This window comes from Nocardia asteroides, from assembly GCF_021183625.1.
In the GTDB taxonomy this organism is placed as follows: Bacteria; Actinomycetota; Actinomycetes; order Mycobacteriales; family Mycobacteriaceae; genus Nocardia; species Nocardia asteroides_A.
Map to the genome: position 1 here is coordinate 4,218,888 of NZ_CP089214.1, position 20,134 is coordinate 4,239,021.

General features: G+C 71.6%; 21 protein-coding genes. 13 read left to right on the forward strand and 8 right to left on the reverse strand.

What is annotated here, in order from left to right; all coding sequences use genetic code 11:
* The first annotated feature begins 305 nt into the window (after positions 1-305).
* Complete coding sequence (locus LTT61_RS19985) at positions 306-629, forward strand: WhiB family transcriptional regulator (RefSeq protein WP_067648142.1); 324 nt, start codon at positions 306-308, stop codon at positions 627-629.
* A 57-nt stretch (positions 630-686) separates the two neighbouring features.
* Here LTT61_RS19985 and LTT61_RS19990 read toward each other — a convergent pair whose 3' ends face one another.
* Both LTT61_RS19990 and LTT61_RS19995 read right to left on the reverse strand, forming a co-directional pair.
* The gene (locus LTT61_RS19990; protein WP_233015602.1) at positions 687-1,829 is read right to left on the reverse strand and encodes an ArsA family ATPase; all 1,143 of its coding nucleotides are present in this window, start codon (positions 1,827-1,829) and stop codon (positions 687-689) included.
* A complete protein-coding gene (locus LTT61_RS19995; RefSeq protein WP_233015603.1) occupies positions 1,826-2,845 on the reverse strand; it encodes an ArsA-related P-loop ATPase in 1,020 nt (339 codons plus the stop codon). Before LTT61_RS19995 ends, LTT61_RS19990 begins: the two co-directional genes overlap by 4 nt.
* Positions 2,846-2,994: 149 nt before the next feature.
* Here LTT61_RS19995 and LTT61_RS20000 point away from each other — a divergent pair, with 149 nt between their 5' ends.
* The 3 genes from LTT61_RS20000 to LTT61_RS20010 are packed head-to-tail and all read left to right on the forward strand — an operon-like array spanning position 2,995 to position 4,464.
* A complete protein-coding gene (locus tag LTT61_RS20000) occupies positions 2,995-3,156 on the forward strand; it encodes a DUF4177 domain-containing protein (RefSeq protein WP_233015604.1) in 162 nt (53 codons plus the stop codon).
* 2 nt (positions 3,157-3,158) lie between these two features.
* Complete coding sequence (locus LTT61_RS20005; protein ID WP_233015605.1) at positions 3,159-3,629, forward strand: RidA family protein; 471 nt, start codon at positions 3,159-3,161, stop codon at positions 3,627-3,629.
* A gap of 46 nt (positions 3,630-3,675) precedes the next feature.
* The gene (locus LTT61_RS20010) at positions 3,676-4,464 is read left to right on the forward strand and encodes an MBL fold metallo-hydrolase (protein WP_233015606.1); all 789 of its coding nucleotides are present in this window, start codon (positions 3,676-3,678) and stop codon (positions 4,462-4,464) included.
* A gap of 63 nt (positions 4,465-4,527) precedes the next feature.
* On the opposite strand, the gene LTT61_RS20015 is transcribed toward LTT61_RS20010, so the two are convergent.
* Together LTT61_RS20015 and LTT61_RS20020 are read right to left on the reverse strand one after the other, a co-directional pair.
* Positions 4,528-5,202 carry a Crp/Fnr family transcriptional regulator gene (locus LTT61_RS20015; RefSeq protein ID WP_067648128.1) on the reverse strand — a complete coding sequence of 225 codons (675 nt, stop codon included), beginning with the start codon at positions 5,200-5,202 and terminating at the stop codon, positions 4,528-4,530.
* Between the two features lie 192 nt (positions 5,203-5,394).
* The gene (locus tag LTT61_RS20020; protein WP_233015607.1) at positions 5,395-5,622 is read right to left on the reverse strand and encodes a hypothetical protein; all 228 of its coding nucleotides are present in this window, start codon (positions 5,620-5,622) and stop codon (positions 5,395-5,397) included.
* A gap of 106 nt (positions 5,623-5,728) precedes the next feature.
* Between LTT61_RS20020 and nth the strand changes: the two genes are divergently transcribed.
* From nth to LTT61_RS20040, 4 genes are read left to right on the forward strand one after another with little or no spacing between them, the layout of a single operon-like run.
* Positions 5,729-6,562, forward strand: coding sequence for an endonuclease III (gene nth, locus LTT61_RS20025; protein ID WP_420094669.1), 834 nt, complete (start codon positions 5,729-5,731; stop codon positions 6,560-6,562).
* A complete protein-coding gene (locus LTT61_RS20030) occupies positions 6,559-7,272 on the forward strand; it encodes a TlpA family protein disulfide reductase (protein WP_233015608.1) in 714 nt (237 codons plus the stop codon). The genes nth and LTT61_RS20030 overlap by 4 nt, the downstream gene beginning before the upstream one ends.
* Before the next feature lie 52 nt (positions 7,273-7,324).
* Positions 7,325-8,089 carry an NUDIX hydrolase gene (locus LTT61_RS20035; protein WP_233015609.1) on the forward strand — a complete coding sequence of 255 codons (765 nt, stop codon included), beginning with the start codon at positions 7,325-7,327 and terminating at the stop codon, positions 8,087-8,089.
* Positions 8,086-9,279, forward strand: coding sequence for a MarP family serine protease (locus LTT61_RS20040; protein WP_233015610.1), 1,194 nt, complete (start codon positions 8,086-8,088; stop codon positions 9,277-9,279). Before LTT61_RS20035 ends, LTT61_RS20040 begins: the two co-directional genes overlap by 4 nt.
* 57 nt (positions 9,280-9,336) lie before the next feature.
* Here LTT61_RS20040 and LTT61_RS20045 read toward each other — a convergent pair whose 3' ends face one another.
* From LTT61_RS20045 to acs, 3 genes are all read right to left on the reverse strand, one after another.
* On the reverse strand, positions 9,337-10,272 hold the full coding sequence (locus LTT61_RS20045; protein WP_233015611.1) for an alpha/beta fold hydrolase: 936 nt from the start codon (positions 10,270-10,272) through the stop codon (positions 9,337-9,339).
* A gap of 18 nt (positions 10,273-10,290) precedes the next feature.
* Positions 10,291-10,785, reverse strand: a complete 495-nt coding sequence (locus LTT61_RS20050) for a phage holin family protein (protein WP_233015612.1) — start codon at positions 10,783-10,785, stop codon at positions 10,291-10,293.
* A gap of 164 nt (positions 10,786-10,949) precedes the next feature.
* Positions 10,950-12,902: an acetate--CoA ligase gene (gene acs / locus LTT61_RS20055; protein ID WP_233015613.1), complete on the reverse strand. Its 1,953-nt coding sequence runs from the start codon at positions 12,900-12,902 to the stop codon at positions 10,950-10,952.
* 77 nt (positions 12,903-12,979) lie between these two features.
* Between acs and LTT61_RS20060 the strand changes: the two genes are divergently transcribed.
* The 5 genes from LTT61_RS20060 to LTT61_RS20080 are packed head-to-tail and all read left to right on the forward strand — an operon-like array spanning position 12,980 to position 18,898.
* Positions 12,980-14,623, forward strand: coding sequence for a peptide ABC transporter substrate-binding protein (locus LTT61_RS20060; protein ID WP_233015614.1), 1,644 nt, complete (start codon positions 12,980-12,982; stop codon positions 14,621-14,623).
* 6 nt (positions 14,624-14,629) lie between these two features.
* On the forward strand, positions 14,630-15,556 hold the full coding sequence (locus LTT61_RS20065; RefSeq protein ID WP_233015615.1) for an ABC transporter permease: 927 nt from the start codon (positions 14,630-14,632) through the stop codon (positions 15,554-15,556).
* A complete protein-coding gene (locus LTT61_RS20070; protein WP_233015616.1) occupies positions 15,549-16,481 on the forward strand; it encodes an ABC transporter permease in 933 nt (310 codons plus the stop codon). Before LTT61_RS20065 ends, LTT61_RS20070 begins: the two co-directional genes overlap by 8 nt.
* Positions 16,478-18,124, forward strand: coding sequence for an ABC transporter ATP-binding protein (locus tag LTT61_RS20075; protein WP_233015617.1), 1,647 nt, complete (start codon positions 16,478-16,480; stop codon positions 18,122-18,124). The genes LTT61_RS20070 and LTT61_RS20075 overlap by 4 nt, the downstream gene beginning before the upstream one ends.
* 24 nt (positions 18,125-18,148) lie before the next feature.
* A complete protein-coding gene (locus tag LTT61_RS20080; protein ID WP_233015618.1) occupies positions 18,149-18,898 on the forward strand; it encodes an oxidoreductase in 750 nt (249 codons plus the stop codon).
* Positions 18,899-19,270: 372 nt separating this feature from the next.
* Here LTT61_RS20080 and LTT61_RS20085 read toward each other — a convergent pair whose 3' ends face one another.
* Positions 19,271-20,098 carry an HAD family hydrolase gene (locus tag LTT61_RS20085; RefSeq protein WP_233015619.1) on the reverse strand — a complete coding sequence of 276 codons (828 nt, stop codon included), beginning with the start codon at positions 20,096-20,098 and terminating at the stop codon, positions 19,271-19,273.
* Between the last annotated feature and the right edge of the window lie 36 nt (positions 20,099-20,134).

The window sequence follows — 20,134 nt, forward strand, 5'->3', positions numbered from 1 at the left end:
CACGGCGAAGGACACGCCGCCGGACGGCGGTGTCCGCTACCAATGGGCGTGTCGCCCGGTTTTCCCAGCGAGTCGGCCCGACCGGACGGTTCGAAACTTGCTTCCCAGGCACGGACGTACCAAAAAGGTTCGGGTGCGGTCTTGCGTTGCTCCCAACCTTTACCTAGATTGAGAACCCAGTGTGATAGAGCTAACACTCAAAGTGGAATGTGGTGCAGTGCGCAGCGGGGTCTGGGTTGCCGCGTACTGAACGCGATTCCGGAGCGCCGGTTCATACGGTGTTCGGACTGCAAAGGGGCACACAAATGCACATGACAACCCCCATCGCTCGATTGAACGTGGAGCAGGCCGAGGCGCGGATCGCCTGGGTCTCCGAGGCCCGATGCAAGGAAGTCGATCCCGACCAGCTGTTCGTTCGCGGCGCGGCACAGCGCAAGGCGGCGACGATCTGCCGCCACTGCCCGGTGCTGATGCAGTGCGGGGCCGACGCGCTCGACAACCGGGTCGAGTTCGGGGTGTGGGGTGGCATGACCGAGCGGCAGCGGCGCGCACTGCTCAAGCAGCATCCGGAGGTGACCTCCTGGGCCGATTTCTTCCAGGCCCAGCGGCAGCACCAGATCGCGATCTAGCCCAGGATCGCCCGCAGCCCGGAATCCGAGCCCGCAGTTGCGGGCTCGGTCCCGTGTTCAGGGGTGGACGTCGGCCGTGGGGCGGGGCCCGGCCAGCTGATCCCCCACCGCGCGCAGCGCCGCCAGGTCGGAGACCTCGAAGGGCAGCGCGCGCACCGCGACGATCGGCACCCGCGGGTGCGCTCCGGTGAAGCGCTGCAGCAGGTGCTGCTCGCGCTTCGCGGTGGCCGCCCGCTGCGCGTGCACCTGCAGTACGGCGGTGGTGAGCGCCGCGTCGTCGCCGAGCTGCTCGGCCGCCGAGCGCGCGCGGTCGCCGGAGAGCCCGCTGAGCACCGGGTGCGTGCGGTTCAGCACCAGCCCGGCCAGCGGCATCTTCTCGGTGGAGAGCCGGTCGACGAAGAACGATGCCTCGCGCAGCGCGTCCGGTTCAGCGGCGGCGACCACGAGGAAGTGCGTGCCCGGCTCGGCCAGCAGCGCGAAGGTCCGGTTCGCCCGCTCCTGGAACCCGCCGAACATCGACTCCAGCGACTGCAGGAAGTTCGAGGCGTCCTTGAGCAGCTGCCCGCCGACCACCGTGGAGACGCCCTTGAGCGCCAGGCTCATCGCGCCGGTGACGAAGCGGCCGACGCCGCGGCCGGGGGCCATGATCACCCGGATCATCCGGCCGTTGAGGAAGGTGCCGAGCCGCTTGGGCGCGTCCAGGAAGTCGAGCGCGTTCCGCGAGGGCGGGGTGTCGACCACGATCAGGTCCCAGTCCTTGCGGCCGGTCAGCTGACCGAGCTTCTCCATCGCCATGTACTCCTGCGTTCCGCCGAAGGAGGAGGCGACGGTCTGGTAGATCGGGTTGGCGAAGATCTGCTTCGCCTTGTCCGGGCTGGTGTGCTCGAGCACCATCTCGTCGAAGGTGCGGCGCATGTTCAGCATCATGGCGTGCAGCTCGCCGGGCACCTCTGGCCCCAGCTCCACCCGCTGCGGGGCGTTGTCCAGCTCCGCGACGCCGAGCGACTGGGCCAGCCTGCGCGCCGGGTCGATGGTCAGCACGACGACCCGGCGGCCCAGCTCGGCGGCGCGCAGCGCGATCGCCGCGGCCGTCGTGGTCTTGCCGACCCCGCCGGAGCCGCAGCAGACGACGACGCGCGCGCTCGGGTCGGCCAGGATCGCCGCGACGTCGAGCCGGGAACCGGTGTTCGGCGTTGTCATCGGACCCCCTGCTCGCTGAGCTTCTCGGCCAGTTCGTACAGCCCGCCGAGGTCGATGCCGTCGGTCAGCGCGGGCAGGTACAGCTGCGGCACGTCCACCTCGGCCAGCTCGGTGGCGCTGTTGTCCTGGGCGCGCAGCCGGGCCGCGTGCTCGACGGTCTCGGTGACCAGGCCGTCGAAGTCGGCGTCCGGCAGGGTGATGCCGACGGCGGCCAGGCCGGAACGCAGCTCGTCCCGGTCCAGTTCGCCGTCGGCGACCGCGTCGCGCAGCTCGGTGGGCAGGTAGCCCTGCCCCGCCCGGTTCACCACGACGGTGCCGATGCGCAGGTCTTCCGCGGTGAGCTGGGCGACGGCGTCGGCCGTCTCCTGTACCGGGAGCGCCTCCAACAGCGTCACCAGGTGGATCAGCGTCTCGTCGGAGTGCAGCAGCTTGGAGACGCCCTCGGCCTGCGCGGCGATCGGGCCGCCGCGGGCGATCTCGGCCATGGCGTTGGTGACGTCGAGGAAGCTCGCGATCCGGCCGGTCGGCGGGGCGTCGACCACGATCTCGTCGTAGACCCGCTCGCCGGTGCCGCGATCCACCCGGATCACGCACTCCTTGATCTTGCCGGTGAGGATGACGTCGCGCAGCCCGGGCGCGATGGTGGTGACGAACTCGATGGCGCCCATCCGGCGCATGGCCCGGCCGGCGAAGCCGAGGTTGTAGAACATGTCCAGGTACTCGAGGAAGGCGTGCTCGATGTCGAGCGCGAGCGCCCAGACCTCGCCGCCGCCGTCCGCGGTGGCGATCCTGGTCTCGGTGGGCGGCAGCGGTGGCAGGTCGAACAGCTGGGCGATGGACTGCCTGCTCTCCACCTCGACCAGCAGCACCCGGCGCCCGCCCCTGGCCAGCGCCAGTGCCAGCGCGGCGGCGACCGTCGACTTGCCGGTGCCGCCCTTGCCGGAGACGTAGTGCAACCGGGCGCGGGTCGCCCGCTCCGGCCAGCCCGTCGTCGGCGCTGCTGTTGGTGTTTCCACCCCAGCGAGCCTATAGGCCGGGAGACCGGTCCGTCCGTGTGATGCGCCACCGGCGGGTCGAATGGGTACAAGATGTCCCGATCACGGACTTCCGATCAGGGGCGGAGCCATGTCTGCCCCCGTCGGCGGCGTCCCGTTACGCTCTGCGCATGAGCGAAATCACCCAGTGGGAGTACGCGACCGTGCCGCTGCTGACGCACGCGACCAAGCAGATCCTCGACCAGTGGGGCACCGACGGCTGGGAGCTGGTGACGGTGCTCCCCGGCCCGACCGGCGAGCAGCACGTGGCCTACCTCAAGCGCGCGAAGTAGCCGTGGCCGAATCCGTGACCCCCTGGCGGGAGAACCTGGCCAAGCTCGGAACCACGCTGCCGCCGGTCACCGCGCCGGTCGCCGCCTACGTGCCCGCGCTGCGCTCGGGCAACCTGGTCTACACCTCCGGCCAGCTGCCCTTCGTGGACGGGAAGCTCGTGGTCGAGGGGAAGGTCGGCGCCGAGGTGACCGTCGAGGCGGCCGCCGAGGCCGCCCGGCTCTGCGCGCTGAACGCGCTGGCCGCGGTGCACGACCTGGTCGGGCTGGACGAGGTCGTGCGGATCGTGAAGGTCGTCGGCTTCGTCGCCTCCGCGCCCGGCTTCGGCGACCAGCCGGTGGTGATCAACGGCGCCTCGCAGTTCCTCGGCGCGGTGTTCGGCGACGCCGGGGCGCACGCGCGCTCCGCCGTCGGCGTCTCCGAGCTGCCCCGCAACACCCCGGTCGAGGTGGAGCTGATCGCCGAGGTCCGCTGACAGGCGAATCGATCCGATTCGCGGCCGAATCACTAGGGGAAGTGCCATGACCCTGACCCATCCCGCTTACGGGCAGCTGCGCACGGTGACGCCGAACGCGTCGGTGCTGCTCGCCGACAATCCCGGCCAGATGACCCTGGACGGCACCAACACCTGGCTCCTGAAGGCCCCGGAGAGCGCCGAGTACGTGGTGGTCGATCCGGGCCCGAAGGACAGGGCGCACGTGGACGCGATCGCCGAGGCCACCGGCGGCGCGATCGCGCTGACCCTGATCACGCACCACCACCACGACCACACCGGCGGCATCGATCGGCTGGTCGACCTGACCGGGACGACGGTGCGCGCCAAGGACCCGACCTTCCTGCGCGGCACCGAGGCCGCGCTGGCCGACGGCGAGGTGATCGAGGTGGCCGGGCTCCGCATCGAGGTGCTCGGCACGCCGGGGCACACCACCGACTCGGTGAGCTTCGTGCTGGCGGACGGGGTGCTCTCCGGCGACACCGTGCTCGGCTCAGGGACGACGGTGCTGGAGAGCCGCCCCGGCGCGCTCGCCGACTACCTGGCCTCGCTGGACCGGCTGCTCGCCGCGGGCGACGGGCGGCCGCTGCTGCCCGCGCACGGGCCGGACCACCCGGACCTGGGCCCGGTGCTGCGCTACTACATCGAGCACCGGCACCAGCGGCTGGAGCAGGTGCGCGCCGCGCTCATCGAGCTGGGCGAGGATGCCGGGCCGATGGCGGTCGTGCGCAAGGTGTACGCGGACGTCGACAAGAAACTCTGGCCGGCGGCCCGCAGCTCGGTGCAGGCCCAGCTGGACTACCTGCGCACCAACTGACGACACAGCACAGCGCGCCGTGCGGGTTACGCATCGGCGCGCTGTCTGCTGTGCTGGTCCGGGTCAGCGGGCCCGGCGGGCCAGCCGCTCCGAATCGGAGATGAGCACGCTCTTGCCCTCGAGTCGCAGCCAGCCGCGGTGCGCGAAGTCGGCGAGCGCCTTGTTCACGGTCTCCCTGGAGGCGCCGACGAGCTGCGCGATCTCCTCCTGGGTGAGGTCGTGGGTGACCCGCAGGGCGCCCGCCTCCTGGGTGCCGAAGCGCTGCGCGAGCTGCAGCAGCGCCTTGGCGACGCGACCGGGGACGTCGGTGAAGATCAGGTCAGCCAGGTTGTTGTTGGTGCGCCGGAGGCGACGGGCGAGCACCCGCAGCAACTGCTCGGCGATCTCCGGGCGCTGGTCGATCCACGCCTTCAGCGCGTCCCGATCCATGGTGACGGCGCGGACCTCGGTGACCGTCGTCGCTGTCGAGGTGCGCGGGCCGGGATCGAAGATGGAGAGCTCGCCGAACATGTCGGAGGGGCCCATGATCGTCAGCAGGTTCTCCCGGCCGTCCGGCGAGCGGCGGCCGATCTTCACCTTGCCGGTCGTGATGATGTACAGCCGGTCGCCGGGCTCGCCCTCGTTGAAGATGATGTGACCGCGCGGAAAGTCGACGGGCTGGAGTTGTTTGGCGAGGGCGGCCACCGCAGTGGGCTCGACGCCCTGGAAGATGCCTGCTCTGGCGAGGGCCTCGTCCACGAATGTGCTCCTTTGGGGAATGGCTTCCGTACCGGGACCGAATCGACCCGGCCACCAGCGGAGTCTACGCGGAGGGAGGCTCGGACAGTGACAGACACCACGTAAAGAGCGGATTGCGGGACGCCGACGGAACGAGTGATGGATAAGGCCGCGCGACCGGCTCACTCGGGCCGGACGCGGGGTGGGATGAGCTCAGCTCGCCCTGGCGACGTCGAGTTCCTCGGTGCGCGAGCGGCGCTTGCGCATCCGTGCGACGGCGGCGGGGAGACCCAGCTTGGTCAGCTCGCTGACCTCGGCATTGCTTGCCTTGTCCAGGTACTGCTGGACCTCCTCGTCGGGTTCGACGAGTTTGCGGAGGCGGCTCTCGAACCGCTCCATGCCGAGTGCGAACAGCATCATCGCCACTGGGAAGAGCACCACAGCGAGTCCTTGCATGACGAGCAGTAAACACGGTCGAGGTCTCAGATGGAACACGGCGGGAGAACTGGCAGGGCAACAGTGTCGGGCGGTTCCGTATGGTGGACGCGTGCGTTCTCCCGCCTCCACCGCCGCAGCCGACGGTTCCGCCAGCGCCACGGCCGGGGCGGCGGCGACGCCGGGCGGCGGCGCCGCGCCGCGCCGCAAAGCCAGGGCGCGACAGGCGGAAACACGGCTGGGCCTCGTACGGAGGGCGCGGCGGATGTATCGCACGCTGACCGTCGCCTTTCCGGACGCGCACTGTGAACTGGATTTCCGGACGCCGCTCGAATTGGCGGTTGCGACGATTCTTTCCGCCCAGTGCACGGACCAGAGAGTGAATCTCACCACTCCCGCGCTTTTCGTCAGATATCCCGACGCCCGCGCCTACGCGGAGGCCGATCGCGCCGAGCTGGAGGAGTTCATCCGGCCGACCGGCTTCTTCCGGAACAAGACCAGTTCGCTCATCGGGCTCGGGCAGGCGGTGCTGGAGCGACACGACGGCGAACTTCCGCACACCCTGGACGAATTGGTGCAATTGCCCGGAATCGGGCGCAAGACCGCCAATGTCATCCTCGGCAACGCGTTCGACATTCCCGGCATCACCGTCGACACGCACTTCGGGCGGCTGGTGCGGCGCTGGGGCTGGACCGAGCTGGAGGATCCGGTCAAGGTCGAGCACGCGATCGGGGAGCTGATCGAGCGCAAAGAGTGGACCATGCTCTCGCACCGGGTGATCTTCCACGGCAGGCGCGTGTGCCATGCCCGCAAACCCGCCTGCGGCGCCTGTCTGCTCGCCAAGGACTGCCCGTCCTACGGCGCGGGCCCGACCGATCCCGAGGTGGCCGCCAAGCTGGTGAAGGGGCCGGAGGCGCCGCACCTGCTCGAACTGGCCGGCCGGTGACGCGGTGGCCGGTCGCCGCCCGTCTCGCGCTCGTCGCGGTGATCGTCGCGGTGGCGGCGGTCGTCGCGCTGTGGCCGCGTAGCGCGGACTCGCCGGGGGCCGGTCGGGAGGCGCCCGCCGCGGCGGCGTCGCCCGAGGAGCGCGCGGCGGCCGGGCTGATCCCGTGCCCGCGGCCGCCGGGCGCGCCCGCGCGGCCCGACGGGGCCGGAACGGCAGCGGCGCCGTCCAGCAATGCCGGGCCGGCGGAATCCGTGCCCGCGGGCACCGGAGCAGCCGGGGACGCGGGACCGCTCGCCGGGCTGAACCTCACCTGCCTCGCCGACGGCAACCCCGTCGACCTGCGCGCCGCACTCGCAGGCAAACCCGCGCTGCTGAACCTGTGGGCCTACTGGTGCGCGCCCTGCGCGAAGGAACTGCCCCATCTGCAGGAGTTCGCCGGGCGGGCGGGTGACAGGATGACCGTGCTGACCGTGCACAGCGACCCGGAGGAGGCGTTCGCGCTCAGCCGGCTCACCGGTCTCGGCGTCACGCTGCCCGGCGTGCTCGACCCCGGTGCCGCCCTGCGGAACGCGGTCGGCGCACCGGCGGTGCTGCCGATCTCGGTACTGCTGCGCGCGGACGGCACCGTCGCCGACGTCGTGGTGCGCAGCTTCACCGACACCGACGACGTCGCGCGGACTGTCGCAGGCGAACTGGGAGTTCTGGTATGAGCGGGTCAGGAATGGCTGGGTCGGTGCACGTTGTGCTGGTACAGGTAGTCCCATGAGCGTGCCCGCCTCCGGATCGCCGGACAACCAGGGTTTCACCGCGCCCGACCCGGACCCCGCCGCGGCTCCGGAGTGGCTGCGCGCCACCACCGTGCCGCCCGCGCCCGATTCCGGCGACACCCTGAGCCTGGCCCGAACCCTGCGCCGGGCCATGACCATCACCGGCAAGCCGCGCCAGGCCGCCGTGCTCGTGCTCTTCGCGGGCTCGCCCGAGCCCGACCCCGCCGCCCCCGGCGGCCTGCCCGCCGACGCCGACGTGCTGCTGACCCAGCGCGCCGCCACCATGCGGCAGCACCGCGGCCAGATCGCCTTCCCCGGCGGCAGCGTCGACCCCGGCGACTCGGGGCCGGTGTACACCGCGCTGCGCGAGGCGCAGGAGGAGACCGGGCTGGTCCCCGCGGGCGTCGCCCCGCTGGCCCTGCTGCCCGCGCTCTTCGTGCCGCCCTCGCGCTTCGACGTGACCCCGGTGGTCGCCTACTGGCGCGAGCCGAGCCCGGTCGGCGTCGTCGACCGCAGCGAGACCGAGCGGGTGGTCCGGGTGCCGATGGCCGAGCTGCTCGACCCGGCCAACCGGTTCCTGGTGCGCAGCGGGCTCGGCTACCGGAGCCCGGCCTTCCTCGTGGACAACATGCTGGTCTGGGGGTTGACCGGCGGCATCCTGGCCGGGCTGATCACCTCGGCGGGCTGGGAGCTGGAGTGGGACCGCTCCGACGTGCGCGACCTGGAGGCCGCGCTCGCCAGCGTGGGGATGGAGCTGTGAGTCCGTCGGGCTGGCTCGATCTGGCCGTGCTGCTGCTCGCGCTGCTCGCCGCCTCGTCCGGCTGGCGGCAGGGCGCGGTCTCCTCCGCGCTCGCCTTCCTCGGCGTCGTGCTCGGTGCGGTCGCGGGCATCCTGATCGCGCCGCACCTGCTGCTGCACGTGGACGAGGGCAGGGCGCGGGTGCTCGCGGGCGTGCTGCTCATCGTGGTGCTGGTGATCGTCGGCGAGGTCGCGGGCATGGTGCTCGGCCGGGCCGCGCGCAGCGGGATGCACAACCCGGTCGCGCGCGGGGTGGACAGCGCGGTCGGCGCGGTGCTGCAGGCGGTCGCCGTGCTGGTGACGGCCTGGCTGCTGGCGCTGCCGCTGGCCACCTCGTCGCAGCCGGCCGTCGCGACCGCGATCAACGGTTCGCGGGTGCTCGCCGACGTCAACCAGGTCGCGCCGAACTGGCTGCGCAAGCTGCCCAACGAGTTCTCCCAGCTGCTCAACACCTCCGGCCTGCCCGACGTGATCGGCCCCTTCGGCCGCACCCCGATCGCGGCCGCCGAACCGCCGGACGCCGGGGTGCTCGCGAGCCCGGTCGCGGCCTCGCTGCAGCAGAGCGTGCTCCGCATCCGGGGCGTGGCGCCGAGCTGCCAGCGCGCGCTCGAGGGGTCCGGGTTCGTGATCGCGCCGGAGCGGGTGATGACCAACGCGCACGTCGTGGCGGGCACCACCAGCGTCGCGGTGGACACGCCGCGCGGGCCGATCGACGCCGAGGTGGTGCTCTTCGACCCGTCCAAGGACGTCGCGGTGCTCCGGGTGCCCGGGCTGCAGGCGCCGGTGGTGCCGCAGGCGCCGAGTGCGGCGCGGCCGGGGGACAGCGCGATCGTGCTCGGCTACCCCGGCGGCGGGCCGTACACGGCCAGCGCGGCACGGGTCAGGGAGACGCTCGACCTCACCGGCCCGACCATCTACCGGAACGGCACGGTGGAGCGCGAGGTCTACACGGTCCGCGGCCAGGTGCGCGCGGGCAACTCCGGCGGCCCGCTGGTCGATACCAGGGGGCAGGTGCTCGGAATCGTCTTCGGCGCCGCGGTGACCGACGACGACACCGGCTACGTGCTCACCCTGGACGAGGTCGCCGCCGAGCTGGCCGCAGCGCCGACGGTGGCGAGCCCGGTCGACACCGGCGCCTGCGTGCTGAGCTGACCGAGCAGCCCGGCCAGCGCTCGCCTTGCCGCTGGCCGGTCCGGTGGCGAGCCACCGTCAACCGAGCAGTTTGGCCAGTTCGGCGGTGACGAACTCCGGGTTCTCCTGGTGCGCGTAGTGCCCGGCCCCCGGCACCGAGACCAGCCGCCGCTCGGGCGCGAGCGCGCGGCCGCGGTGGAAGGTGGCGGGCAGGATGTACGGGTCGTGCTCGCCGCGCAGCGCGAGCACCGGGATCCGGACCGGCTCGCGCATGGTCGCCATGAACCGCCGCCCGTCCGGCCGCCACTGGCTGCGGAAGGCCCAGCGCTGGTACTCCAGCGCGCAGTGCGCGGTGCCTGGGATCCGGATGGCGTTGCGCAGCCGCTCGGCGGTGTCGGCGAACTCCGGCCCCGCGGTGAACCCGGCGCCCGCGCGCGTGCGCAGCAGCCGCTCGGCCGTCGCACCGTCGTCCCTGGTGAGCAGCCGCTCCGGGTAGCGCGGGAGCTGGTAGCGGAGGAAGGCGGGCAGCCAGAGCCGCCGCTGCCTGCGGTCGCGCAGCACCGAGCGCTTGAGCGCGGCCGGGTGCGGCGAGCCGACCAGCGCGATCGAGCGCACCAGCCGGGGGTGCAGCACCGCCGTCGTCCAGCAGCCGAGCCCACCGTCGGCATGCCCGACCAGGGTCGCGTCGGAGTGCCCGAGCGCGCGGATCAGCCCGGCGATGTCACCGGCGGTGGTCCAGCCGTCGTAGCCGCGCGGCGGCTTGTCGGAGTCGCCGTAGCCGCGCAGGTCGACCGCGACCGGGCGGTACCCGAGATCGGCGAGCGCGGTCAGCTGGTGCCGCCACGACCACCAGAAATCGGCGAAGCCGTGCAGCAGCAGCACCAGCGGGGCGTCGACCCGCTCCGGCGCCGCCTCCACGATGTGCAGCCGGATGCCGTTGGCGCGGACGTCCCGGTGCGTCCACGGGCCCGCGTAGCGGACGCTGGACGGGTCAGGGGGAAAGGTCGCCGACACGCCCGGAAGCCTAGTCGGTCAGCTGCGGAGCGCCTTCGGCTCGTCGTGGCTCGCGCCGAACCCGCCCGGCAGTACCGTCTTGGCCTGCTTCAGCGAGTCGATGGTCTTCTCCGGCGCCCGCAGCTTCTTCACCCGCAGATAGCCGAGCAGCGCGAGCACCGCCGTCGCCAGCACCATGATCAGGAAGACGATGAGGAAGGCGGCCCAGCGCGCCAGCCAGACATCGAGCAGCTCGCCGACGAAGAAGAAAAAGAAGAAGGTGCTGAACAGCAGCACGGTCAGCGCGAGGATGAAGAAGACGCTGCCCTGCAGCCCCTTCTTGACCTCCGCCGTCACCTCGGCCTTGGCGAGCTCGACCTCGGCGCGCACCAGCGTCGACATCTGCTCGGTGGCATCGCGCACCAGGCTGCCGAAGCTGGCCGAGCCGACCGGGTCGGCGTCGGAGAGCGGGATGGCGGTGACCGACCGGCCGCGCTGCGCGTCGTTTCCGTTACCGCCCTGTGTGAAGCTCACTTGGTCGACCCTTCTCCCTGTCCCGGCTCTCGCTGTACTCATACCCGCGCTGTCCCATTCCAGCGCACCGGTTCCCCGGCGCGCGAATGGACACGCTCACGCGGCAACACTAGCGCCGAACCCAGGAGCGCCGTCGCTGACGTCGCTCCGGGCCGGTCGGCTCCTCAGGCTTTGTCCGCCCGGATCTGTTCGAACACCGACGGGTCGACCAGGGTGCTGGTGTCGCCGAGCTCCCTGCCCTCGGCGACATCGCGCAGCAGCCTGCGCATGATCTTGCCGCTGCGGGTCTTCGGCAGCTCGGGCACCACGTGGATCTCGCGTGGCCGCGCGATCGGGCTGATTTCCCGCGATACCTCCGCCTTGAGCTCGCTCACCAGCGCGTCACCGGTGTTCTCGGTGGTCGCGGTGAGGATGACGAAGGCGACGATGCCCTGCCCGGTGGTGTCGTCGGTGGCGCCGACCACGGCCGCCTCGGCCACGCCGGAGTGTCCGACCAGCGCGGATTCCACCTCCGCGGTGGAGATCCGGTGTCCGGAGACGTTCATGACGTCGTCCACCCGGCCGAGCACCCAGAGGTCGCCGTCCGGGTCGAGCCGGGCGCCGTCGCCGGCGAAGTACCAGCCCTGCTTCGCGTACCGGTCCCAGTAGGTGGCCTGGTAGCGCTCCATGTCGCCCCAGATGCCGCGCAGCATGGAGGGCCAGGGCTGGTCAAGCACCAGGTAGCCGTTGGCCTCGGTCTCGCCGAGCACGACGGGGTTGCCCTCCTCGTCCACGACCAGGGCGGAGATGCCGGGCAGCGGGGTCTGCGCGGCGCCCGGCTTGGCCGCGGTGACGCCGGGCAGCGGGGAGATCATGATGGCGCCGGTCTCGGTCTGCCACCAGGTGTCGACGATCGGGGTCTTCCCGCTGCCGATCACCGTGCGGTACCAGCGCCAGGCCTCGGGGTTGATCGGCTCGCCGACGCTGCCGAGCACGCGCAGCGAGCTCAGGTCGTGCGCGTCCGGGATCTGCCTGCCCCACTTCATGAAGGTGCGGATGAGCGTCGGCGCGGTGTAGTAGATGCTGACGCCGTACTTCTCCACGATCTGCCAGTGCCGGTGCTCGTCCGGGGAGTTCGGGGTGCCCTCGTAGACCACCTGCGTCGCCCGGTTCGCCAGCGGCCCGTAGACGATGTAGCTGTGCCCGGTGACCCAGCCGATGTCGGCGGTGCACCAGTAGACGTCCTGCCCCGGCTTGTGGTCGAAGACGTAGTGGTGGGTGTAGGCGGCCTGGGTGAGGTAGCCGCCGCTGGTGTGCAGGATGCCCTTCGGCTTCCCGGTGGTGCCGGAGGTGTAGAGGATGAAGAGCGGGTGCTCGGCGTCGAAGGCCTGCGGCTCGTGGTGCGGGTCGGCGTTCGCGACCGTCTCGTGCCACCACAGGTCACGGCCCTCGGTCCACGGCACCTCGGTCCCGGTGCGGCGCACCACCAGCACGTGCTCGACGCTGTGCGGCACATCGCCGTTCGCGTAGAGCGCCTCGTCGACGGCCTCCTTGAGCGGGGCCGCCTTGCCACGCCGCCACTGGCCGTCGGTGGTGATCACCAGCCGCGCGCTGGCGTCGTCCACGCGCTGCCGCAGCGCCGAGGGGGAGAAACCGGCGAAGACCACCGAGTGGGTCAGCCCCAGCCGGGCACTGGCCAGAATGGCCACGATCGCCTCGGGGATCATCGGCATGTAGATGGCGACCCGGTCGCCCGCCTCCAGCCCGAGCTCGGTGAGGTAGTTGGCCGCGCGGCTCACCTCGTCGCGCAGCTCCGCGTAGGTGATGTCGCGGGAATCGCCCGGCTCGCCCTCCCAGTGGATGGCGACCTGCTCGCCGTGGCCGTCGTCGACGTGCCGGTCGACGCAGTTGTAGGCGACGTTGAGCTTGCCGCCGACGAACCACTTCGCCACCGGCGCGCCGGACCAGTCCAGCACGTCGGTCCACTTCTGCTCCCAGTGCAGCCGGTCGGCCTGCTCGGCCCAGAAGGCGAGGCGGTCCGCCGCCGCCAGCTCGGCGAGCTCGGTGCCCGCGTTGGCCGAGGCCACGAACTCCGCGGACGGTGCGTAGGAGGCCTGGTGTTCCGGATTCTCGGTCATCTCGTCTCGCCCTTCCGTGGTTCGCTCGGCATCGACAGTAGTTGCCCTGACAAGTGCGGCCCGTGTCGATACTGTCCATGACCAAGTTCTCGATCACCGCGAAATGGGGAGATGCGTTGCGATCGACACGAATCACCGCCCTGCTGGCCGCCGGCGTGCTCGCGCTCGGGCTCGCCGCGACCGCCTGCTCCAGCGGCTCGGCGGACACCGAGTTCGTCACCGTCAACGGCGGTGAGCCGCAGAACCCGCTGGTCCCCACGAACACCAACGAGAACCAGGGCGGCCGTGTGGTCGACCGGCTCTTCGCCGGGCTCAAGTACTACGACGCCGACGGCGAGGCGCACGACGAGCTGGCGCAGTCCATCGAGACCGCCGACCGGCGCAGCTACCGGATCACCCTGAAACCGGGCTGGACCTTCACCGACGGCACCCCGGTCACCGCGAAGTCCTTCGTGGACGCCTGGAACTACGGCGCGCTGAGCACCAATGCCCAGCTGCAGAACTACGTCTTCACCCCGATCGTCGGCTTCGACGAGGTGGCCGCCGAGAACCCGACGCAGACCACCATGGCCGGGCTGAAGGTGGTGGACGACCGCACCTTCACCGTCGAGCTGAAGCAGCCGTCGATCGACTTCGAGTCCCAGCTCGGCTACGCCCCCTTCTACCCGCTGCCCGAGGCGGCCTTCCGGGACATGCGGGCGTTCGGTGAGAACCCGATCGGCAACGGCCCGTACATGTTCAGCGACGCGGGAGCCTGGCAGCACAATGTGCAGATCGACCTGAAGCCGAACCCGGACTACCCCGGCGGCCGCCCGGCGAAGAACAAGGGGCTGCGCTTCGTCATGTACCAGTCCTTCGACACCGCCTACGCCGACCTGCAGGCGGGCAACCTGGACGCGCTCGACACCGTGCCGGACAGCGCGCTCGGCACCTACCAGCAGGATCTCGGCGACCGCGCGATCACCAAGCCCACCGCGCAGAACCAGCACATCGGCGTGCAGACCACGGTGCCGCACTTCGGCGGCGAAGAGGGGCTGCTGCGCCGCAGGGCCATCTCGATGGCGATCAACCGGGAGCAGATCGCGCAGAACATCTTCAACGGCACCAGGATCCCGGCCCGCGACTTCACCGCGAGCACGCTGCCCGGCTTCGACGGCAACCTGCCCGGCGCCGAGGTCTTCCGGTACAACCCGGAGGAGGCGCGCCGGATCTGGGCGCAGGCCGACGCCATCGCGCCGTGGTCCGGCCGATACGAGATCACCTACAACAGCGACGGCGGGCACCAGGCCTGGATCGACGCCGTGGCGAACAGCGTCAAGAACACGCTCGGCATCGAAGCGGTCGGCCGCGCGCTGCCCACCTTCAAGAACGTGCGCGACGAGGTGAACGCGGGCACCATCGGCACCGCCTTCCGCTACGGCTGGCAGGGCGACTACCCGTCCATGCTGCAGTTCCTGACCTCGCAGTACTACAGCTACTCGGAGACCAACAACGTCGACTACGACAACCCCGAGCTCGACCGGCTGCTCGACGCCGCGCTGGCCGCACCCACCCAGGACGAGTCGCACCGGATCATCGCGCAGGCGCAGGCCCTGCTGATCAGGGACATGGCCGACATCCCGGTCTTCGACTACGTGGCCGCGGCCGGGCGGTCGGATCGGGTGCAGCGCGCCGAGCTGGCCTGGAACGGGCTCTTCGACTTCGAGAACATCGAGAAGTAACCGCGCATGGGCTGGTACGTCGCGCGGCGGCTGCTGCAGATGATCCCGGTTTTCCTCGGCGCCACCCTGCTGGTCTACGCCCTGGTCTTCCTGATCCCGGGCAACCCGATCCAGGCGCTGGCCGGGGAGAAGCCGCTCACCCCGGCGGTGGAGGCGCAGCTGCGCGCCCGCTACCACCTGGACCAGCCGTTCCCGGTGCAGTACCTGCTCTACCTGAAGGGGATCGTCACCTTCGACCTCGGCACCTCGTTCTCCGGGCGGCCGGTCAGCGCGGAGCTGGCCCGCGCCTTTCCGATCACGCTGCGCCTCGCCTTCCTCGCGGTGCTGATCGAGGGCGTCTTCGGGGTGCTGTTCGGGCTCTTCGCCGGGCTGCGCCGGGGCCGGCTTTTCGACTCGACGCTGCTGGTGGCGAGCCTGGTGGTGATCGCGGTCCCGGTCTTCGTGCTCGGCTTCCTCGCCCAGTTCCTGCTCGGGGTGAAGTGGGGGATCGCGCCGGTCACCGTCTCCGGCCGGGCGAGCCTCGGTGAGCTGCTGGTCCCGGCCATCGTGCTCGGCTCGCTCTCCTTCGCCTACGTGCTCCGGCTGACCAGGAACGCGGTGGCGGAGAACATGATCGCCGACCACGTGCGCACCGCCACCGCCAAGGGGCTCTCCCGGCGGCGCGTCGTCATCGTGCACATCCTGCGCAACTCCATGATCCCGGTGGTCACCTTCCTCGGCGCCGACCTGGGCGCGCTGATGGGCGGCGCCATCGTCACCGAGGGAATCTTCAACATCCCCGGCGTCGGCGGCACGCTCTACCAGGCGATCACCCGGGTCGAGCCGCCGACCGTGGTCTCCTTCGTGACCGTGCTGATCGTGATCTTCCTGCTCACCAACCTGCTGGTCGACCTGCTCTACGCCGCGCTCGACCCGAGGATCCGCTATGCCTGAACGGCCCGGCCAGGAGTACTTCGTCGCGCCCGTCGAGGACGAACCCGTTGTCACCGACGGGGTACGGCTCGCCGGCGGCCCGACCAGCGTCTGGCTGGACGCCTGGCGCAGGCTGCGCCGCAACCCGGTCTTCCTGGCCGCCGCGGTGCTGATCGTGCTCGTCGTGCTGGTCGCGGCCTTCCCGGAGCTCTTCACCGACCAGGATCCGCGGTACTGCAACGGCGATGTCAGCATGGATCCGCGCGGGCCGGGCCACCCCTTCGGCTTCGACCGGCAGGGCTGCGACATCTTCGCCCGCACCGTCTACGGCGCGCGGGCCTCGGTGCTCACCGGGCTCGGCGCGACGCTGCTCTTCGTCGCGATCGGCGGCACGCTCGGCGCGCTGGCCGGGTTCTTCGGCGGTTGGCTGGACTCGATCGTCTCCCGGATCGCGGAGATCTTCTACGCGCTGCCGCTCATGCTGGCCGCCATCGTGCTCATGCAGCTGCTCACCCAGCGCACGGTCTGGACGGTGATCCTGATCCTGGCCGCCTTCACCTGGCCGCAGGCGGCGCGGATCGCCCGCGGCGCGGTGCTAGAGGCGAAGAACAGCGAGTACGTCACGGCGGCCGAGGCGCTCGGCGTCACCCGGCTCCGGGTGCTGCTCCGGCACGTCCTGCCGAACGCGGCCGGCCCGCTCATCGTGGTGACCACGCTCTGGCTCGGGGTCTTCGTCGTCACCGAGGCGACGCTCTCCTACCTGGGGGTCGGGCTGCCGCGCACCATCGTCTCCTGGGGCGGCGACATCGCCACCGGGCAGCGCGAGATCCGCACCGCACCGATCCTCTTCTACCCGGCCACCGCGCTGGCCGTCACGGTGCTGAGCTTCATCATGCTCGGCGACGCGGTGCGCGACGCGCTCGATCCGCGGGCGCGGGTGCGATGACCGGCGACCGGCCGCTGCTGCGGATCTCCGACCTCGACGTCGATTTCGGCACGACGTCCGCGGTGCGCGGGGTGAATCTCGCGGTGTACCCCGGGCAGACGGTCGCGCTGGTCGGCGAGTCAGGCTCGGGCAAGTCGACCACCGCGCACGCCGTCATCGACCTGCTGCCCGGCACCGGCCGGGTGACCGGCGGCTCGATCGAGTTCGACGGTACCGAGCTCACCACCGCCTCGAAGCGCGCGATCGTCGGGCTCCGCGGCACCGGGATCGGGCTGGTGCCGCAGGACCCGATGACCAACCTGAATCCGGTGTGGAAGGTCGGCTTCCAGATTCGCGAAACGCTGACCGCGAACGGCATCGCCACGGGGAAGGCCGCCCGCGAGCGGGCTGTCGAGCTGCTCGCCGAGGCCGGGCTGCCCGACGCCGCGCGCCGGGCCGGGCAGTACCCGCACGAGTTCTCCGGTGGTATGCGGCAGCGCGCGCTGATCGCGATGGCGCTGGCCTGCCGCCCGAAACTGCTCATCGCCGACGAGCCGACCTCGGCGCTCGACGTCACGGTGCAGCGGCAGCTCCTCGACCACCTCGACCGGCTCACCGGGGAGCTCGGCACGGCGGTGCTGCTCATCACGCACGACCTCGGGTTGGCCGCCGAGCGCGCCGAGCACGTCGCGGTGATGTACCGCGGCCGGGTGGTGGAATCCGGTCCGGCGCAGCGCATCCTGCGCGAGCCGCAGCACCCGTACACGCGCAGGCTGGTGGCCGCGGCGCCCGCACTGGTGAGCGGGCGCGGTGCGGTGCGGCGGGCACGCGCCGCGGTGCTGGCCAGGGCGGAATCCGCGGAGCCGTCCGACCACGTGGTGGTGGCGGAGCACCTGGTCAAGACCTTTCCGCTGCGCGGCCGGGTGCCGTGGCGGTCGGCGCCGCTGCACGCGGTGAACGACGTCTCCTTCCGCGTGGTGCGCGGTACCACCACCGCGGTGGTCGGCGAGTCCGGCTCCGGCAAGTCCACGCTCGCGCGGCTGGTGCTCGGCCTGCTCGCGCCGACCTCGGGCAGCGTGACCTTCGCGGGCCGCCCGGTCACCGGGCTCGATCGCGCCGCCGAGCTGGACTTCCGGCGCCGGGTGCAGCCGGTGTTCCAGAACCCGTACGGCTCGCTCGACCCGCTCTTCACCATCGCGCGGGCGATCGAGGAGCCGCTGCGCACGCACCGGGTCGGCACGCCTGCCGAGCGCGCGGAGCGGGTCCGCGACCTGGTCGAGCGGGTGGCCCTTCCCGCCGACGTGCTGCGCCGCTACCCGCACGAGCTCTCCGGCGGGCAGCGCCAGCGGGTGGCCATCGCCCGCGCGCTCGCGCTCTCGCCGGAGCTGGTGGTCTGCGACGAGGCCGTCTCCGCGCTGGACGTGCTGGTCCAGGCGCAGATCCTGGAGCTGCTCGACGAACTGCAGGCCGAGCTCGGGCTCAGCTACCTGTTCATCTCGCACGACCTCGCCGTCGTCCGGCGGATCGCGGACCACGTGCTGGTCATGCGGGACGGCCGGGTGGTGGAGGAGGCGAGCACCGCCGAGGTCTTCGAGAACCCCCGCGAGGAGTACACCCGCGCGCTGCTCGACGCCATCCCCGGCCGGGACCTGCGGGTGGGCTGAGCGTCGCCGGTAGCCTCGTATCCCGTGACCGACCCGCTGCAGCCCCTCGTCGACCTGCCCGGCGTCCGCGCGGCCGCCGACCGCGCCCGCGACGCGCTCGCCGCGGTGCACCGGCACAAGACCAACCGGCGCGGCTGGCCGACCACCGCCGCCGAGGCCGCGGTGCGCGCCGCCCGCTCGTCGGCCGCCATCGACGGCGGCAGCACCGACCTGCCCAGCGTGGACGGCCGGGTCGACGACCCGATCCTGGCTGGCGCGCTGCGGGTCGGGCAGGCGCTGGACGGCGACGCGCTGCGCAATCTGACCGGCACCTGGCAGCGGGCGCCGCTGCAGGCGCTGGCCCGGCTGCACCTGCTCGCCGCAGCCGACCTTACCGAGGAGGCGGCGCTCGGCCGCCCGCGCGCCGATGCCGGGGTCGCCGAACGGCTCGACCTGCTCGCCCAGATCGCGCTGACCTCCACCGCCCCCGCGCCGGTGCTCGCCGCGGTGGTGCACGGCGAGCTGCTCGGGCTGCGCCCCTTCGGCACCGCCGACGGGCTGGTCGCCAGGGCCGCGGCCCGGCTGGTCACGGTGTCCAGCGGCCTCGACCCGCACGCGCTCGGCGTGCCCGAGGTGTTCTGGCTGCGCCGCGGGCAGGCCTACCGGGACGCCGCCGCCGGCTTCGGCTCGGGCGAGCCGGAGGCCGTCGGCGGCTGGGTCATCTTCTGCTGCGGCGGACTGGAAGACGGCGCACGCGAGGCCACCTCGATCGCGGACGCGGCTGCCGGACAGTAGCCGGACACCAAAGCGGGCGGTGTGTCGGCATCGACTCACCGCCCGCGAGCACGGATCACCGGGCTACCAAGCGTGCTCGGTGGGTTGTGTTCTCCGGCCTCGGCGGATGGACCGGACTCCGGCGGTTCATCCCCGCAACCTGTGCGAGGCCATCGCCGCCACCAATCCGGAACCCGCAGGCCCACAACGCTTCTGCCCTTTCGCGGCGCGCTCCGCGTGGGTACCTGGCGTCCGTGCTGGGGAAGGTGGGTCGGGAGACTGAGCCTTCTCTTCCGGCTCCGCCCTTGCCTTCCGTCTTCCCGTGGCACCCATTCTTACATTGTGACCGCCCTCACATCAAGGGCTTCCACCGGCGGATTTGCCAGGCTGTTTCTACCGCTTGCGCAGCAACCGGTAGCTGAGCGCGCCTGCCACCAGCGCGCCGAGTCCGACCACCGCGGTGGCCGCCACCGTCGAGGACGAGCTCGGGAAGCGCGACCACAGCGACACCGGGTTCGAGAAGGTCAGCACCGGCCAGCCGCGCGCCGTCGCCTCCCGGCGCAGCGAGCGGTCCGGGTTCACCGCCGTCGGGTGCCCGACCGCGCTCAACATCGGCAGGTCGGTCACCGAATCCGAGTAGGCGTAGCAGCGCGCCAGCTCGTAACCCTTGTCGGCGGCCAGCTTTTCGATCGCGGCAACCTTGCCGGGGCCGTAGCAGTAGAAGTCCAGCTCGCCGGTGTAGTGGCCGTCCGCGACCACCATCCTGGTCGCCGCCACGTGGTCGGCGCCGAGCGCCGCCGCGATCGGCGCCACGATCTCCTCACCGGAGGCCGAGACGATCACCACGTCGTGCCCGCGGATGCGGTGATCGGCGATCAGATCCATCGCCTCGGCGTAGATCAGCGGCTCGACCAGCTCGTGCAGCGTCTCCGCCACAATGGATTTCACCTGCTCCACGTCCCAGCCCGCGCACATGCTGGTGAGGTGCGCGCGCATGCGCTCCATCTGGTCGTGGTCCGCGCCGGAGAGCTGGAAGAGGAAGTGCGCGTAGCTGCTCTCCAGCACCGAGCGCCGGTTCAGCAGCCCCTGGGCGTAGAACGGCTTGCTGAACACGAACGTGCTGGACTTGGCGATCACCGTCTTGTCCAGATCGAAGAACGCGGCCACGTGCCCGGCCCGAACCGGGGGCTCGTTCCGCGGGGCGGTGTCGTCGGCCGTCATCGGTCCAGAATAGGCATGCCGGGCGCGAGTGTGCCG